We start from the raw sequence: 16,938 nt of genomic DNA on the forward strand, positions 1-16,938 counted from the left end.
AATAGAATGCGGAGCAGCGGGTATCAAAAATACGGGAATACCAGCAGTCAATTGCTGTCGGGCAAAACGAATTGTCCCATTTTGGGATGGGGTGCCGTTCAGGCTTTACCCAAGCAGGCCGCGCAGCTGATCCAGCAGTACCGAGCCGCTCATGTAAGCCATAACCAGCACCACCAGCAGGCCAAATACCCCCAGCCACAGCGGGTGCCGGTAGCTGCCCACTATTTCCTTCCGAAAGGCCGCAACAAGTAAGGTGCCCAGGGTAATGGGGAGAATGAAGCCGTTGATGGCGCCGGCCCACACCAGCAGGCGTACCGGCTTGCCCACCGTCACAAACACCAGCGTAGAAACCACGATGAATCCGATGATATAGCGGTTTTCCGGGGATGCCACGCTGGGCACCAGGGACTTCAGAAACGAAATAGACGTGTAAGCCGAGCCGATGATGGACGTGACGGCCGCCGCGAACATTACCACCCCGAACAGCTTGTAGCCCAGCTGCCCGGCCGCCTGCTGAAACACCGAGGCCGGCGGGTTGGCCGCATCCAGCGCAAGGCCCTTGCTCACCACGCCCAGCGTGGCCAGAAACAGCAGCACCCGAATCAGCGACGCCACCGACACGCCCATAACGGCGCTTTGCGTTACCTGCGGCAGCGCGGCCGGGCCTTTCACGCCCGCATCGAGCAAGCGGTGCCCGCCCGAAAACGTGATGTAGCCGCCCACAGTGCCGCCCACCAGGGTTACAATCGACACAAAATCGATGGTGGCGGGGGCCACCGTGCGCAGGGCGGCTTCGGCCACCGGGGGATGGGTAGTAAAGGCCACGTAGAGGATAATCAGAATCATGACCAGGCCCATAAGCTGCGCGAAACGGTCCATAACCGGGCCGGCCTCGCGTACCAGAAATACTGCCACGGATAAGCCCGCCGCCAGCACCGCGCACAGGGTAACCGGCAGGCCGGTTAGCACCTCCAGCCCCAGTCCGGCCCCGCCCACATTACCGATGTTAAAGGCCAGGCCTCCCAGCACAATCAGCACCGAAATAAAACCGCCCAGGCCCGGCAGCACCTTGTCGGCAATGTCCGGTGCCCGCATTTCCGACACGGCAATAACCCGCCAGATGGTGAGCTGCACGCCGATGTCGATGATGATGGACGTGAGAATGACGAAGCCGAAGCTGGCCCCCAACGACTGCGTGAAAACCGTGGTTTGGGTAAGAAAACCCGGCCCCACGGCCGAGGTGGCCATGAGAAACGCGGCGCCCAGCAGCACGCCCCAGTTGCGTACCGGCTTCATAGCGCGGCGCGGTGTTGCGGTCCGGCCTGAACGGCAATGCCTTCGTGGTGCAGCGTCGCCCGGATTTCGCGGGCAAACTCCAGCGCGTGGGCGCCGTCGCCGTGAATGCACACGGTATCGGCCCGAATGGCTACGTCGGTGCCGGACAGGGCGCGCACCTGGCCTTCTTTCACCATGCGCACTACCTGGGCAATGGCTTCGGCGGGGTCGGTAAGCAGGGCATTGGGTTGGTTTCGGGGCGTGAGCGTGCCGTCGGGTTGGTAGCTGCGGTCGGCAAAAACTTCGTTGGCGGTGGCCAGTCCTAGCTTTTGCGCGGCCTGAATTAGCTCACTGCCGGCCAGGCCGTAGAGGCAGGCTTCGGGTTGTGTGCGGTACACGGCTTCGGCAATGGCCTCGGCCAGAGCGGCGCTGGTGGCGGCCATGTTGTAAAGCGCGCCGTGGGCCTTCACGTGGTGCAACTGGCCGCCTTCAGCCCGCACGAAAGCGGCCAACGCGCCAATCTGGTACACTACCATGTCGTAGGCCTCTTCGGGTGAAAGAGCCATGTTGCGGCGGCCAAAACCCACCAGATCGGGTAGGCCGGGATGGGCGCCGATGGCGACGTTGTGCCGCAGGGCCAGGCGCACGGTGCGCTTCATTACGGCCGGGTCGCCGGCGTGGAAACCACAGGCAATATTGGCCGAGGTTACGAAGGGTAGAATGGCTTCGTCGTGGCCCAGGGTGTAGGCGCCGAAGCTTTCCCCCATGTCACAGTTTAAATCGACGCGGTGGGTTGGGGTCATCAGTAGCGGTTGGTGGTCAGCGCAATGGCGGTTTGGAGTTGCTGAAGGTGTTGTTCCTGAGCCAGCAGGACTTGCTGGGCCTCGGCCAGCGTAACTTCCTGAAAGCGAATAGAGCCACCCGGCGGCACCTGCGCGAGCGGTGAAAAATCGGCGGTAATTACCTGCGCTAAGCGTGGGTAACCACCGGTGGTTTGGTGGTCGGCCATGAGCACGATGGGGGCACCATTGGCCGGGACCTGCACCGTGCCGAAGGTAACGGCGCTGGAAAGAATTTCCTGCGGCGTGTGCTGCTCCATTCGCGGACCGTTCAGGCGGTAGCCCATGCGGTCGGAGTGGGAACTGAGGGTGAATTCCTGCTGCCAGAAAGCCTTCTGGCTTTCCTCGGTAAACGCGTGGTACTCGGGCCCGTGCACCGCTCGAACGATGGTGGTGCTGCCCGCTCGGCTGGGTTGCTGCAAGGGCCCCGCAAACCACGAAGCCGCTTGCCACAGCTGCTCTGTTTCGGGAGCGGTTACGCTGCGCCGCAGCCTTTGACTTGATGCCGATGCTTCACCAACGGGCAGTTGGTCGCTGGCTTGTAAAGCGCGGCCCTGAAAACCACCGATGCCGGCCCGCAGGTACGTGGCCCGGCTACCCAGTATTTCCTCGGTAGCCAGACCCCCGGCCACGGCCACGTAAGCCCAACGGCCCTGGCGTGGGGCGCTGAAGGCTAATTCGCAGCCGGCCGCCACGGCAACGGACCGCCACATGGGCAGCGGAGTGCCGTTCAGCGTGGGAGCAAGGTCGGCCCCCGTAATTGCTATCAGGCATTCGGTTTCAAGGCGAAGCCGGGGGCCGGGCCAGGTACACTCCAGCGCCGCGGCCGTGCTGGCGTTGCCCACCAGTAAGTTGCCCAGGCGCAGCGCTACGCCGTCCATGGGGCCGCTTATAATTACGCCGGCCTGGCGGTAACCGAAGCGGCCCGCGTCCTGCACGGTCGTCAGCAAACCGGAACTCAGTACGCTAATGCTCATGCTGCTGGAGTTCTTCGTATTCAGCTGCCGAAATGGGCACAAACCGCAGGCGCTGCCCGGCGCGGAGCAAGCTGGGCGAGTCGGCCTCGAGGGTAAACAGGCGCAGGGGCGTGCGCCCAATCAGCTGCCAGCCGCCGGGCGTGGGCAGCGAGTAAATGCCGGTTTGCGGGCCCGCAATGCCCACCGAACCGGCCGGGACCAGCGGGCGGGGCTGCGGCTTACGGGGCGTGGCCAGCTGCGCGGGCATTCCGCCGAGATAGGGGAAGCCGGGCGCGAAGCCAATCATGTACACCAGGTAATCGGGCTGGCTGTGCAGGCGGATGATTTCCTCCGGGCTAAGGCCGGTGTGCTGCGCTACTTCGGCTAGGTCGGGGCCGTACGGACCGCCGTAGCACACGGGTACTTCCACTACTTGCGGCGGGGCCAGTTCATCGGCAGGAGGCACCCTGGGCAAAAGGGCTTGCAAGTGCTCAGCTACGTGGGCGTACGGATCGGGGTGGCCGTTCTGCCGAATCTGCCAGGGGTTGTAGAAAACGGTGAGCGTGGTAAAGGCCGGCACGTACTCGATCAGGCCCGGAAACGGGTGCAGGTCGAGGAAAGCGGCCACGGCCTGAATGGTGCGGTGCGTTTGCTCGCTAATTTCGTCGCCGAACTGCAGCACCAGCGCGGCGTCGCCGAGGGGAAAAAGCTGCACCGGATACCGCATAGCTGAGGTCGGCTGCCGCGTGGGCGTGGGCCGAATGAAATACGTAGGAAACTTTCACGGCGCTAGAACCGTCGGACGAGCATGAAATATAGCAAGTATGCGCGCAGGGGCACCGGTTGGCTCGCGCTGGGACTCATGGCCTGCACCAAAGGCCTGGTGGTTTCCGATGCTCCGCCCGCCGCGCCCGCGGCCGAAGTAGCCGTGGTGCCGGGCGTGAGCGAGGAGCTTGCCGCCGACCGCACCCGCCGCGTTTCCCGCCTGGGCTATGAGCTGCAGCTGGCCATTCCGGAAAGCAAAACGGCCGACATTCGGGCTTCCGAAACCGTGCGTTTTCATCTCGCCGATGCCCGCCAGCCGGTGCAGCTGGATTTCAAAGAGCTGACCTCGAACCTGAAAAGCGTAACGGTTAATGGCCAGTCCGTGGCCATCGACCACCGCCAGGAGCACCTGGTGCTGCCCGCCGCCAATCTGCGCGTGGGCGCCAACGAAGTCGGCATCGAGTTCATTGCCGGCAACCAGTCGCTTAACCGCAACGAGGACTACCTGTACACGCTGCTCGTGCCCGACCGCGCCCGCACTGTGTTTCCGGTGTTCGATCAGCCTAACCTCAAGGCTTCCTTTACCCTGAGCCTTACGCTGCCCAGAAACTGGCAGGCTATGGCCAACGGCCCGCTGCAGGATTCCACCGTCGCGGCCGCCAGCAAAACCTACCGCTTCGCGCCCTCCGATACCATCAGCACCTACTTGTTCTCGTTTGCGGCCGGCAAGTTCACGCGCCTCACGCGTACCGTAGCCGGCCGCGAAATGCAGATGCTGCACCGCGAAACCGATAAGGACAAGCTGCGCCTGAGCCTGAATCCTATCTTCCAGATTCACGCCGATGCGCTGGCTTTTATGGAAAGCTACACCGGCATTCCGTACCCGTTCCGCAAGTTCGATTTCGTGGTGCTGCCCGATTTCCAGTACGGCGGCATGGAGCACGTGGGCGCCATCGACTACAAAGCCAGCACGCTCTTCCTCGACGAAGGAGCTACCCAGGATCAAAAAATAGCCCGCTCCAGCCTCATCAGCCATGAAACCGCCCACATGTGGTTCGGGGATTTGGTCACCATGCAGTGGTTCAACGACGTGTGGATGAAGGAGGTGTTTGCCAACTTCATGGCCGATAAAATCACCCAGGTGGCCGTGGCCAACTCGAATTACGACCTCAAGTTCGTTATCGACCACTATCCCGCCGCCTACGGCGTGGACCGCACCAGCGGCGCCAATCCCATCCGCCAGAACCTGGAAAACCTGAAGGACGCCGGCTCGCTCTACGGCAACATTATTTACCACAAAGCGCCCATTATGATGCGCCAGCTGGAGCGGCTTATGGGCGAAGACGCGTTCAAGCAAGGCCTGCAGCAGTACCTAAAAACCTACGCCTACCGCAACGCCACCTGGCCCGACCTCATCCAGATTCTCGACGCCCGCACCCCCGCCGATTTGCAGGCCTGGAACCAGGTGTGGGTAAACCAGCCCGGCCGCCCGGTGTTCGATTACGCGCTGAAAACCAGCAACGGCAAAATCACCGAGCTGCAGCTCACCCAGCAGGCCGAAGACGGCTCGGAACGGCTCTGGCCCCAGCTGTTTGAGGTGTTGCTGGTGTACCCCGACCGCGTGAAGGAGCTGACCGTGAACATGGGCCAGCGCCAGGTAGTGGTGCCGCAAGCTGCCGGCGAAGCTGCGCCCACGTTCGTGCTGTTCAACTCTACCGGCCTCGGCTACGGCGTATTCCCCATCGATAAGCAGCAACTGACATCGGGCCTCACCAAGCTCACGAACCCCGTGGCCCGCGCCGCGGCGTACGTTAATCTGTACGAGAACATGCTTAACGGCCGCCAGCTCAGCCCGCAGCAACTGCTGGGCGTGTACCGCCAAGCCCTGGCCACCGAGCAGGAGGAGCTGAATATCAAACTGATTTCGGGCTACGTGAGCGACATGTTCTGGAAGCTGCTCAAGCCCGCCGAACGCGTGGCCCAAGCTCCGGCGCTGGAAAAGGAGCTGTGGCAGCGCCTGCAGCAAACCGCGGCGCCCAATTCCAAGAAGTTGCTCTTCAAAACCTACCAGTCGGTAGCGCTGAGCAAAGACGCGGAAAAGCGCCTGTTCCAGATCTGGCAAACGCAGCAGGCCCCCGCCGGCGTAACGCTCACCGAAGACGACTACACCGCCTTAGCCCTGGCGCTGGCCCTGCGCGACTACCAATCCACCACGCCCATTCTGCCCACGCAGCTGGCCCGCATCAAGAACCCCGACCGCCAGAAGCGCATGCTGTTTCTGATGCCGGCCCTGTCGCCCTACGCCGAAACCCGCGACGCGTTTTTCGCCTCGCTTACCGACGAGCGAAACCGCGAAAAAGAGGCTTGGGTGGTGTCGGCACTGGCGTATCTGCACCACCCGCTGCGCGCTGCTACCTCGGAGAAATACCTGCCGAAAAGCCTGGAGCTGCTGGAAGAAATTCAGCAGACCGGCGACATTTTCTTCCCGTATTCCTGGCTGCAGGCCACGTTAGGCGCCTACCAGACGCCCACGGCCGCCCGCACCGTGCGCGAGTTCCTGGCCGCACATCCGCAGTACAACCCCAAGCTGCGCGCCAAGCTCCTGCAAGCCGCCGACGACCTGTTTAGGGCTGAGAAACTGGTGATGTAAGCATCTGTATAAATCAAACAATAAAGACCTTCATGCTGAGCTTGTTGAACCGAAGGAAGACGTAGTCAAGCATCTCTACCGCTTCGTTACTCCTCTGTAACCGATAAACCTGATGAGCACTACCTCGACGTGGATTGAGCACCTTGTGAATCCCAAAACGATAACGAGTATTTACACAACGGAACCACCATCATTAGCACAAGTACACTTGTCTGAGGTGTCGATTGTTTGTGGCAGTGACCTACAATGTAGACTCCACTTCGACTTGAAAGATTTTCCTGCTGACGCCCCAATCAAATGGGTACAGCGGAAATGCAATACAGTTCAACTAAGCCTGAACCTGATTCAAATTGAGCTAACCCAGTGCACTATACCCAGCGGAAGCGGCATTGGAGACTTGATTATCATACACGATGGGACACGCTTTCATATAACCTTCACCACCCAGCCGCAAGGAGTCGTTTTTCAAGCAACGGCTACTTGGATACATGTTGATAACATATCGGGCTATCAAAAAGAACAAGTTTCGTTGAGCGCCCAATGAAGCGGTAGAGATGCTTCGACTGCGCTCAGTATGAAGGTCTTAACGCCCGTAAGGACTATCGGCCTTAAACTGCCGCTCGAACTCTTCGCGGGAGCAAATCGACTTTACGTCCACCATGCGGTCCAGAGTTAAAATGCCGTCGAGGTGGTCGATTTCGTGCTGCAGCAGCTCGGCCAGGTCGTCTTCGCGGCCGGCGTAGGTTTCGTGCCAGTTGCCGGCCAGGTCCTGGTAGCGCACCGTTATCCATTCGTGGCGCTCCACCTGCAGGAAGATCGACAGGAAGGACAGGCACGCGTCCCACACCACCATCGTTTCGGGGCTGCGGTCGATGATGCTGGGGTTGATGAGCGGCCACGCTTCGCGCCCCGGCAGGCGCAGCAGAATAACCCGTTGCAGCTCCCCAATTTGCGGTGCTGCAATGGCGCGACCGTAGCCCGTGGTTTCGCGCCAGTGCGCTACCGTATCGGTCAGGTCTTGTACTAGGGCGGCTACGTCCGGTGTGGTTGGGTCAGGAACGGGCTGAGCCACAGCGCGCAGAAGCGGGTGGCCGAGCTGAAGTACGTCGCGAATGGGCATGGCGAAAAGCTAGCGGTTTTTAACGGCCTGCACCATAGCGCGCAGGTCCTGGGCAGTGTACACATTGCCGCGCGATACCACCGTGTGGACCCGCCGCAGGTGGCTGATGTTTTCCAACGGATTGCCGTCGAGCAGCACCACATCGGCGTCTTTGCCCGCCCGAATAGTGCCGGAACGCTGGTCGGATTTCAGGAACCGTGCGCCGTTAATGGTGGCGGCTTGTAGGGCCTGCGCGGGCGTGAGGCCGGCTTGTACCAGCAACTCCAATTCGCCCAGCAGCGAGGCGCCGGGGTACACGTAGGAATTGGAAGGGCCGCTGTCGGAACCGGCCAGAATGGTCACGCCGGCGGCTTGCAGAACCGGAATCAGGGTCATGAATTTGGCGCCGAGCTGCTTGTTAAAGGCGCGCGTAGCCGGGCTTTGCGCCCGGGCGCTGGCAATGCGCCGGGCGTAGGTGGTTTGAATGCCGGGCGCAATGTAGGCCAGCATGGTGTCGCGGGAATGGTCGGTTTCGGGTAGTTCCGTCAGCAGCTTCTGAATGAAGAGCGTGGGCACTACGGCCGTGCGGCGCTTGGCCAGCAGCCGGAAGGTTTCCTGAGCTACGGCGGGGTCGTAGGTGCGCAGTACGGCCGGCAGCACCGCAAACAGGCCCAGCGGCTTGCTCGTGCCCAGGCTGTTGCGTACGGCCGTGGTAATGCTGTCTTCCCTGGCAGAACAGGCTTTGAGCAGGTAATACAGGTGCTCGGTAGCATCCAGCCCGCGCTCGGAGGCCTCGCGCAGTGTGGCCGTGTAAGGCATGTGGCCGGTGGTGGTGAGGCCCCGCTTTTCAGCGGCCGCAATGGCGTTCAGAAACGCGTCCCGCGAAATAGTGCTTTCGTAGAGCTTCACGTAATCGACGCGCAGCTTCTGGAGTGAGTCGAGGGCCCGTTCGATTTGCGCCGGTGTTTCTATTTCCAACGAGCCGGCCCAAAAGGCTTTCGGACCATCGAGCTTGGGGCCGGAGGTGAAAATGCGCGGCCCGGCCAGCTGCCCGGCCTCCATTTGCTGGCGCCAGCGGTACACGGCCGGCGTCAGGTCGCCGCCCGCGTCGCGCACGGTGGTAATGCCGTGGGCCAGGTACAGCGGCAGCAAGTTGCGGTTGGCGTTAGTGAGCGAGTCGCCACCACGGAAGTGCACGTGCATGTCCCACAAGCCCGGCATCAGGTAGCGGCCCTGCGCATCAATGGTGCGGGTTGCCGGTGGAGGCGTAGCGGCCGACTTGCTTATCCGCTCGATACGGCCTTGGCGGATGCACACCGTTTGGTCGGGCAGCAGACGGCCGGTTTCCACGTCCACCACGTTGGCGTGGGCAATAACCACATCGTAGCCGCGCTGGGAGGTACTGCCGGCGCAACCGCAAAGCAGAAGGGCCAGCGTGCCGGTTAGAAAGGAAGGGGGAAACCGCATGTCAAGATCAGAAAAGCACGAAATAGCCCGAGAAGGTAGTGCAGAAACCGCGTTTAGGCTGAGTGGTTAAGCCGATAGTAACACTTGCAGGGTTAAATCGGCTGCGCGGCTAGGCGCCCAACAACTCCCGCAGCACCGGCAACACGCGCAGCCCGCGCTCCAGGTCTACATCGTACTTCTGGACTGAAACGGCCGCCAATTCACCGGCGGCCAGGTTCAACACCTGTTGCCGCTCGGGCTGACTGAAACCGATGAACGAGCGGCGCAGCAGCGGCACCGTTTCCTGGAAAACCGCCTCGTCGAGCCCGCTCAGCCAGGCATCAAGCAAGTCGAACAGCACGCGGTTGTGGATGAGCAGTAGCCCGCTGCCGCGCAGAAAGCCCTCAATCCAGGCAGTGGCATAATCGGTGGGTTGCGCGGGTGCCAGGGCCAGCCCGAGCAGCGTAGCAGTATCGTCGGGCAGGAGCTGCTGGGCATCGAAGAGCAGGCGCGTGGCAGCACCCGCTAGCAGGCCGCTGCTGGTGGGCTGCCGCGCGGTGGTGTGCAGGGCCGCGTACCAATTGGCGTGCTGCGCCTGATCGGGCAATAAACGAATGGCTTGGTGTGCGCCCTCAATGTGCTCCAGCAACTGCCGGGCCGCGTCGGCATCGAGGCCGGTGGTGGCCAGCGGCAACGAGATGCACAGGCGCGGCACCAAATGATGGACCACTTGGGCAACCTGCGCGCTTTCGGTGCGGCGCACGTTGCCGTAGCGCAGCACATTCACCAACGGCGGTAGGGCCGCCAGCAGGTGCGCTACGTCGCGGGTGCCGGCGCTCAACGCTTCCAATTGAGTTACTAGCGCCGGCAGGGCCGGGGCAAGGTCGGCGCGCAGGGCTTCTTCCAGCAGTTGGCTGATTTGCGCCAAATCGGTGGCTTGCCGGGCACGGTGGCCGACGGCACCGCTGGCGGCGGCCAGCACGGTGTTGCCCCAGCGGCCGGCTTCCAGTATACCCAGCACCATTTCGGGCCGCCACTGCAGCTCCCACACTTCGTGGAAAGTGCCGCTTTTGCCCTGCACGCGCTGCGGCCGGCCCCAGGCAATGCCCAGCAACTGCAAGCGGTGCAGCAAGTGGCTGCGGCTCAAGTCGAGGTCTTTGCGTAAGTCCAGGGCCAGGGTTTTGCGGGTGGCTTCGGGCTTCAGGCGCAACGCTTTTTGTTGCTGGGCCACATCCTGCTGCAGCGGCGAGGCCGGTAGCTCCTCCGGCACTTCGCCCAGCTTTTCGCCGATAACCAGCTGCTCATGCACCAGCCCCAGCGCCTCGGCATAGCCCCCACCGAAAATGGCCACCGCAGCTTCCTCTAATTCCTCGATGCCCGGCAGCGCCAGCCCGCGAACGGCTGCCAGCGCCTCGGCCAGCCGCACGCCCTCAATGGCGTGCGCCGACGACGCATCTACCTGTTGGGCCCGCAGCAAGTGGGCCGCCCGTACCATCCAATGCGTTACCACCCGCTCGTGCGGCTCCGTGAATAGCAGCTCGTACCAGGCCGGGGAAAGCACGCCCGCGCCGTAGCCCGATTGCCGGGCCAGCCGCTCGTAAGTCCACGGAACCCAGGTGGCTTCGGTGGTAACCTTCTTGATGCCTTTCAGGCGGGCCTTGTCGTCTTTGGCGTGGCGCGGCAGCTCCTCGGGGCGCAGCACTGGCGCGTGCCAGGCTCCGCACACCACGGCCACGCGCTGGTAACCCTGCTTGAGCGTGTTGCGCAGGGTTTCGCGCATGTAGGCCTCGCGCAGCAGCGTTTCTTCCGATTCGGGCAGGGCCAGCTCTTCGCGCAGCGCGGTCATCATCTGCAGTACCACCTCAAAAGCATCGGCGTTGCCGGTGCTGTGCTCGATGCGGGCTTCCCACCACCGTTCCCCGTCGGCATACCCGTCGAGGCGGGCAAGGTGGGCAATGGGGTCGAGGCGGAGCGGGGCTTCGTTGGGGGCTGAAGGTTCGTCGCCCGTTGGCAGTATGGTTTCGGCCTCCGGCACGTCAGAAGCGGTTGAATCGGCTTCAGCTGCTTCTGCCGGCACGCGCTCCACGGCGTCGGCCAGGGCAAAGCGCAAGGTCATGGGCAGGTCGAAGCAGCGCAAGTGGGCGCCGTGCTGCTGGCACCATTGCGCGGCCTGCCACTCGGGCGAGAAGTGCGCGAACGGTAAAAACGTAGCCTGGGCGTGCTGCTTGGGGTTGTAAATCAGCAGCGCTACGGGCGGCCGCAATGCCGGATCAGCGGCCACGGCCAACGCTGCCTCGCCGTCGGCGGGGCATTCGAGCAGCACCATGTCGGGCTGAAAAGCATGCAGGCCTTTTAGCAGGCTGGCGGTGCTGCCCGGGCCGTGGTGACGAATTCCGAAGAGGCGCGTTTCGGGTACCATGCTCACGATACATCAAGACCACGCTCCTGCAACAGTTGCAGCGCGGCCGCATGGGCGTCGGGCACTACCGCCCGGCGGCGCACGATTTCCTGCAAGCTGGCATCGGAGTACCGGGCGTACGTGGCTTTGAACCTGGCAATTTGCTCGTGGTGATATGCTGCCTGCTTTTGCGGGCTGGGCGGAGGTAGCATCTGGGTACGCAGCCTGCTCAGGAGCCGTTTTGAGCTGCGCCGATTAAGCAGGTAAAAACCGAGGATAAACAGCAGCGAAAGAGGCTGAATGCCTGCCCGAACCGAACCAAAACCCATACCTACGCTGAAACGATCGGGCGTAAAGCTCAGCACGTCCAACAGGCCCAGCAGTAACATGCCCAGCAGCGTGAATTTAAACCGCCGCCGGTTCAGGAAATACACCGCCAGATTTAGAGCCACGGCCGCAAACGCCAAGTAGTGCCGGTAGGTAAACGCCCGCTGAAAGTACTCGCCCTGGCTGTACACCTCCTCGAACCAAATGACAGCCGCAGCGTGAATGCACAAGCCCACCAGTAAGAGTAGAAGAAGCAAGTTGCGGTGCCTGTACAGAAGCGGCATAAGTGCTGAATAGAGGCCCCGGCCAATACAACCGGGGCCAACAAAATAAACCATAAAAAAAGAGGCTTCCTACGCCGTAGGAAGCCTCTTTAGTAAGAATGCCGCGCTGGTTAGTTGCGCGTCATCAGGCGGTTGGTTTGAAGCTCCGTTGAGGGAATGGGCCACACATAGAGCACGTCGCTGGGGTTAACCGCGCTAACCGGGCCCTTGCCAGGAATAGGAGCGTTAAGGCGCATGATATCGATGTTGCGGATGCCTTCACCCAAGAACTCGATGCGACGCTCAAACAGCACCGCATCCACGGCGGCCTGGGTCGACGTGAACGGAGCATACTGGAACGGCGCGGTAACCGGGTTCGTTAACGGCGTAGCGCGCAGCGGAATGGCGTTAAGAAGCGCCAGAGCTCGGACACTGCCAGCCCCTTCGGTGCGGAACAGGGCTTCTGACAAGCTCAGCAGCACTTCGGCGTAGCGAATAACCGGGGCTTTGTCGAGGTATGGGGTGCCGCTTGGGTACTTGCGCAGGTAAGAGGTAGTGCCAACCGTCGTCACGAAGTTTATGCGGCGGTCATCATTGGCCCGGAAAGCAGGGTTAGCCAGCAGGCTACCGGCAGCGGTGTTCAGGTTGTATTCACCGCCGCCACCTAAAGTCGTGGGCAGGTAGTAAAAAGCCAATTGGTTCTGCGTACCGGGCGTGTTTTGGGCCGAAAACGGAAAGGACAGGATGCTTTCCGTCGTCTCCTGGGGCGGAGCAAACACCGCGGCCACCGATGGGTTCAAGGCGTGGGGTACGCCCGTCGTGGCTCGGAAGGGGGCGGTCGGCGACACTATTTTGTTCGCTTCCCGAATGACATCATCGTACTTACCCATGGTGAGGTACACCCGCGTTTTCAGGGCAATGGCCGTGTTGCGGTGGGCCCGCGTCACGTTCAGCACCGCGCTGGTGTAGGTTAACGGCAGGTTGTCTTCGGCGAAGTTCAGGTCGGCTAGAATCTGGGCGTAAACTTCTGCCACGCTGCTGCGGGCCAGGTCGTTGTTATCCATGCCGGTTTCAGCCTGCAAACGCAGGGGCAAACCGGGCTTGCTGCCGTTTCCGTCGATGTAGGGGCGGGCGTAGAGCTGCAGCAGCGAGTAATAGGTCAGGGCGCGCAGCAGCCGGGCCTCGGCACGGTATTGTACGGCCGTGGTAGTTACGTAGTTAGCCGGGAAGGGCGTGGTGCCCAGCTTGGCTGCGTTGGCATCGAGACCGGCCAGAAACACGTTGATCTGGTTGATGGCCGCGTAGCCCGCCGTCCACGTGTTTACCACGTCGTTTTGCGACGTCTCGGTGAGGGTGTGGTTCCACACGCCCACGCCGGTAACCCCGTTCGACGTACGGTTGATAAAATCGTTAGCCCGGATGTCGCCGAAAATCTGGTAGCGGCCACCCAAAAAGTTGCCCACTTTCACGTAGGCGTACATGTTGTTCACCTGCAGCAGCACGCGGGCCGGGGTGTCGAACACCACTTCCTGGGGAAACAACGTTTTGGGCGTGGGGTCAAGCTTATCGGTTTGGCAGGAAACCGCACCGAAAGCCAGGAAAGCAGCAAATAGGCTTGCCGCGACGTTATTCTTATTTAGGGTCTTCATCAGACTACTGCAATTAGAATGCGATGTTGAAACCTACCGTGTAGGTGCGGGCCTGGCCCACAGAGTTGCGGTCGACGCCGGCGCCGGTGTTGCTGGCACCGTTGGTCGAAATTTCGGGGTCGATGCCCGAGTACTTCGTCAGCAGGGCGGCGTTCTGCACCTGGGCGTACACCCGGGCGCTCGACATGTTAAAGCGGCCGAGGAAGGTGGGCTTCAGGGTGTAGCCCAACGACACGTTACGCAGACGAATGAAGTCGCCTTTTTCTACGTTCGAGGACATCACCAGAGCCGAGCCGTTCGAAACGTTGTCGCCGTACACCACGCGCGGCCACTTGGCGTTTTCGCGGTTGCTTTCCGTCCAACGCTCCAGAATGTCCACCTCGTTGTTCCAGAAACGCATGTCGTGCAAACCGGCCTTGGTACCGTTGTAGATGTAGTTACCGCCCGAGTACTGCAGGAAAATGCCCAGGTCGAAGCCTTTGTACTGGAAGCTGTTGTCGAAGCCGCCGTAAAAAGTGGGCAGCGTCGGGCCGTAGTACTGACCGTCAACGAGCTGGTTTGGAGCCGACGTGGGCCGGTCGCCGTCAACCGTGGTCCAGCCTTTGCCGAGGTGGTCGTACTGCACCACGGTGCCGTCGGCCTTCTGCAGCATGCGGCGGCCGTTAGCCGGGTTAACACCCAATGAGGGCACAGCCAGAATTTCGCCTACCGAGCGTCCTACTTGCGTGAAGTTTACCGTTTCCAGGCCCGAGGTAGCCGTGCCAATGCGCTGGCCTTCGGAGGCCAGGGTCAGCACTTCGTTTTTCAACGTTGTGAAGTTGCCGCTAATCGTCCACTTGAAATCGTCGCGCTGAAAGGCGCGTACGGTCAGGTTCAGCTCGATGCCCGTGTTGCGCATGGAGCCCACGTTCGCCAGGAAAGAGTTGTTGTTCACGTTGGCCACGTCGCCGGGAGCGGCGCCGGTGCCCGGAATGCCTTTGGAAGGAGCCTGTGGCACGCGCAGAATCAGGCCGTCCACGTCGTTGCGGTAATACGACAGGTCGCCTTGCACGCGGTCGTCAAACAAACCGAAAGAAGCTCCTACGTCGGTTTTCTTGCTGGTTTCCCAGGTTAGCTGCCGGCTGCCGGGGCTGCTGAAGTACAGCGTGGCCAGCTCGCCGTAAAAGTTGTTTTCGTAGGTAAATAGGGAGCCGAAGTCGTCGACGCCCTGGCTGTTGCCTACTTCGCCGTAGCTACCCGTAAACTTCAGGAAGTTAACCGGAGCCAGGAAGCCAGTATTCTTCCAGAACTCTTCTTCGGAGATGATGTAGCCCACCGAAGCGCCGTAGAAGTTACCCCATTTCTCGGCCCAGGCCGAGTACCCGTCGCGGCGGAAGTTTACCGACGCCAGGTATTTTTTGCCGAAGTCGTAGTTCAGGCGGGTGAAGTACGAGAGCAGGTAGTTTTCGCCCTGAAAGTTACCGGCGGCGGCAATGTTGGTGTGCAGCCCCTGGAAACCCGAAAGGAAAGCATCGGCAATGGCGGTACGGTTAGCACCCCACCGGTCGATTTGGGTGTACTGCTGCTCGCCGCCCACCAGCAAGGAAATGTTGTGGTTCTCGCCAACGGTCCGGTCGTACTGGGCGGTGTTCTGCCAGTTCCAGCGCTTGTTGGTGCGGTAGTAGTTAACCGACTGGCCGCCGAGGGAGAAACCGTCGCCCGCAATTGGGGTGAAGAACGATTTATCCTCGAAGGAGATATTGTTGATGCCGTAGGTCGTGCGCAGGTTCAGGCCCCGAATGGGTTCCCAGTTCGCGTACAGGCTGCCTTGAATCTCGCTGCCGTCGGAGGTGAAGTAGTTGTTCTCCAGGTCCACCAACGGGTTGTAGTAACCGGGGAGCAAGGGCGCGTTGTTAACGCCCGTGGGGTTGATGTTCGCTCCTGGGCCAATGCCGGCTCCGCTGATGTTGTAGGTGCCGTCGGGGTTACGGGCAGGAATGTTGGGCGGCAGCACCAAGGGCAGACGGCCCAGACCGGCCGTGCCGAAGGCGCCGTCGGCCACGGAACCCGAGTTAGGGGCCTCGTTTCGGCTGTTAGAATAACCCACGCGGGCCCCAACAGAGAAGTTCTTGTACACCTTGTGGTCCACGTTCAGGCGGGCCGACATGCGCTTGAACTCGTTGCGCTCCAGCATGCCGCTCTGCTTGGTGTAGCCAACGGAGGTGTAGTAATTGGTTTTGTCGGTGCCGCCCGAGAAGTTCAGGGTATTGGAAGTAGCGAAGCCCGTGCGGTACACGTAGTCGTACCAGCGGGTATCTACCGGGTTGCCGTTGCCGTCGAGGGTGGGGCGGAAGCCCTCCACGTTGGTTGCCGGCTGACCCAAAGCGGCGCGGTTGGCATTCAGGTTGCGTACCGACTCGTTTTTGATGTCGATGTACTGCTCGGCATTCAGAATGTCGTAGAGGCGTACCGGCTCCGAAACCCCTGCCCAGGAGTCCAAGGAAATCCGGCTCTGACCGAGCTTGCCTTTTTTGGTGGTTACCAGAATAACCCCGCCAGCGGCCCGGGAACCGTAAATAGCCGTAGCCGAAGCATCTTTCAGCACCTCAATGCTTTCGATGTCGTTCGGGTTTACGTTGCCCAGCGGGTTGTTCGGCACGCTGCCCACGGCCGAGCTGTTGCCGCTGAAAGCCGGAATACCGTCAATCACAAACAGCGGCTGCGAGCTGAGCGTAATGGAGTTTACACCCCGAATACGAATAACCGGTGGGTTGTTGAGCACGCCGTTGGGCGTGGTAATGTTCACGCCCGGCGCCTGGCCCTGCAAAGCTTGGTCGAAGCTTTGCACCGGCTTGGTGGCAATTTGGGTGCCGCTGATGGAGGATACCGAGCCCGTCAGGTCGCGGCGGGTTTGGGTGCCGTAGCCTACCACCACTACTTCATCGAGGCCGGTGGTTTTGGCGCCCAGCGTCGTGTTAACGCTTGATTGGTTGCCAATAGCTACTTCTTTGGTGTCATAGCCTACGAAGGAAAAAACCAATACGCCCGACGACTCGGGAACTGACAGCGAATAGCGGCCTTCAGTGTCGGTGGAAGTGCCTTGCGAGCTGCCTTTTACCACCACGGTAACACCCGGCAGCCCCGACCCGTCGGTGCCCACTACACGTCCCGTAACGGTTCGGTTCTGGGCCTGCAAATCGGGGCTGACCAGCGCAATAAGTGCAGCTGGCCCAAACAGTAAAGCTTTCCTCATGTAAGTGATTTTTATGGTTTATGCATTGTTTGGCGTTAA

Annotated in this window: 12 protein-coding genes; 2 read left to right on the forward strand and 10 right to left on the reverse strand. The window is 61.4% G+C overall.

Features of this window, described 5'->3' with window-relative positions; all coding sequences use genetic code 11:
* Positions 1 to 105: 105 nt before the first annotated feature.
* From ABD903_RS14915 to pxpB, 4 genes are read right to left on the reverse strand one after another with little or no spacing between them, the layout of a single operon-like run.
* Positions 106 to 1,296, reverse strand: coding sequence for an NRAMP family divalent metal transporter (locus ABD903_RS14915; protein ID WP_345225557.1), 1,191 nt, complete (start codon positions 1,294 to 1,296; stop codon positions 106 to 108).
* Positions 1,293 to 2,078 (reverse strand): LamB/YcsF family protein, encoded by a 786-nt coding sequence (locus tag ABD903_RS14920; protein WP_345225559.1) that lies wholly within the window; start codon positions 2,076 to 2,078, stop codon positions 1,293 to 1,295. The genes ABD903_RS14915 and ABD903_RS14920 overlap by 4 nt, the downstream gene beginning before the upstream one ends.
* Positions 2,078 to 3,091, reverse strand: a complete 1,014-nt coding sequence (locus tag ABD903_RS14925) for a 5-oxoprolinase subunit C family protein (protein ID WP_345225561.1) — start codon at positions 3,089 to 3,091, stop codon at positions 2,078 to 2,080. The genes ABD903_RS14920 and ABD903_RS14925 overlap by 1 nt, the downstream gene beginning before the upstream one ends.
* Positions 3,081 to 3,785 carry a 5-oxoprolinase subunit PxpB gene (gene pxpB, locus ABD903_RS14930; protein WP_345225563.1) on the reverse strand — a complete coding sequence of 235 codons (705 nt, stop codon included), beginning with the start codon at positions 3,783 to 3,785 and terminating at the stop codon, positions 3,081 to 3,083. The genes ABD903_RS14925 and pxpB overlap by 11 nt, the downstream gene beginning before the upstream one ends.
* A gap of 147 nt (positions 3,786 to 3,932) precedes the next feature.
* Here pxpB and ABD903_RS14935 point away from each other — a divergent pair, with 147 nt between their 5' ends.
* Together ABD903_RS14935 and ABD903_RS23275 are read left to right on the forward strand one after the other, a co-directional pair.
* Positions 3,933 to 6,485, forward strand: coding sequence for a M1 family metallopeptidase (locus tag ABD903_RS14935; protein WP_345225565.1), 2,553 nt, complete (start codon positions 3,933 to 3,935; stop codon positions 6,483 to 6,485).
* 112 nt (positions 6,486 to 6,597) lie between these two features.
* Positions 6,598 to 7,029 (forward strand): Imm50 family immunity protein, encoded by a 432-nt coding sequence (locus ABD903_RS23275; RefSeq protein ID WP_425555494.1) that lies wholly within the window; start codon positions 6,598 to 6,600, stop codon positions 7,027 to 7,029.
* A 39-nt stretch (positions 7,030 to 7,068) separates the two neighbouring features.
* Here the strand turns inward: ABD903_RS23275 and ABD903_RS14940 are convergent, their stop codons facing one another.
* The 6 genes from ABD903_RS14940 to ABD903_RS14965 form a co-directional block, all read right to left on the reverse strand.
* Positions 7,069 to 7,605 (reverse strand): peptide deformylase, encoded by a 537-nt coding sequence (locus tag ABD903_RS14940; protein ID WP_345225567.1) that lies wholly within the window; start codon positions 7,603 to 7,605, stop codon positions 7,069 to 7,071.
* A 9-nt stretch (positions 7,606 to 7,614) separates the two neighbouring features.
* A complete protein-coding gene (locus ABD903_RS14945) occupies positions 7,615 to 9,051 on the reverse strand; it encodes an amidohydrolase family protein (protein ID WP_345225569.1) in 1,437 nt (478 codons plus the stop codon).
* A gap of 109 nt (positions 9,052 to 9,160) precedes the next feature.
* The gene (locus tag ABD903_RS14950; protein WP_345225570.1) at positions 9,161 to 11,449 is read right to left on the reverse strand and encodes a DUF5682 family protein; all 2,289 of its coding nucleotides are present in this window, start codon (positions 11,447 to 11,449) and stop codon (positions 9,161 to 9,163) included.
* Between the two features lie 2 nt (positions 11,450 to 11,451).
* A complete protein-coding gene (locus ABD903_RS14955; protein WP_345225572.1) occupies positions 11,452 to 12,039 on the reverse strand; it encodes a hypothetical protein in 588 nt (195 codons plus the stop codon).
* A 110-nt stretch (positions 12,040 to 12,149) separates the two neighbouring features.
* On the reverse strand, positions 12,150 to 13,667 hold the full coding sequence (locus tag ABD903_RS14960; protein WP_345225573.1) for a RagB/SusD family nutrient uptake outer membrane protein: 1,518 nt from the start codon (positions 13,665 to 13,667) through the stop codon (positions 12,150 to 12,152).
* A gap of 13 nt (positions 13,668 to 13,680) precedes the next feature.
* Positions 13,681 to 16,899, reverse strand: coding sequence for a SusC/RagA family TonB-linked outer membrane protein (locus ABD903_RS14965; RefSeq protein WP_345225575.1), 3,219 nt, complete (start codon positions 16,897 to 16,899; stop codon positions 13,681 to 13,683).
* Between the last annotated feature and the right edge of the window lie 39 nt (positions 16,900 to 16,938).

The sequence above is a fragment of the Hymenobacter koreensis genome, from assembly GCF_039541855.1.
GTDB classification, from domain to species: Bacteria; Bacteroidota; Bacteroidia; order Cytophagales; family Hymenobacteraceae; genus Solirubrum; species Solirubrum koreensis.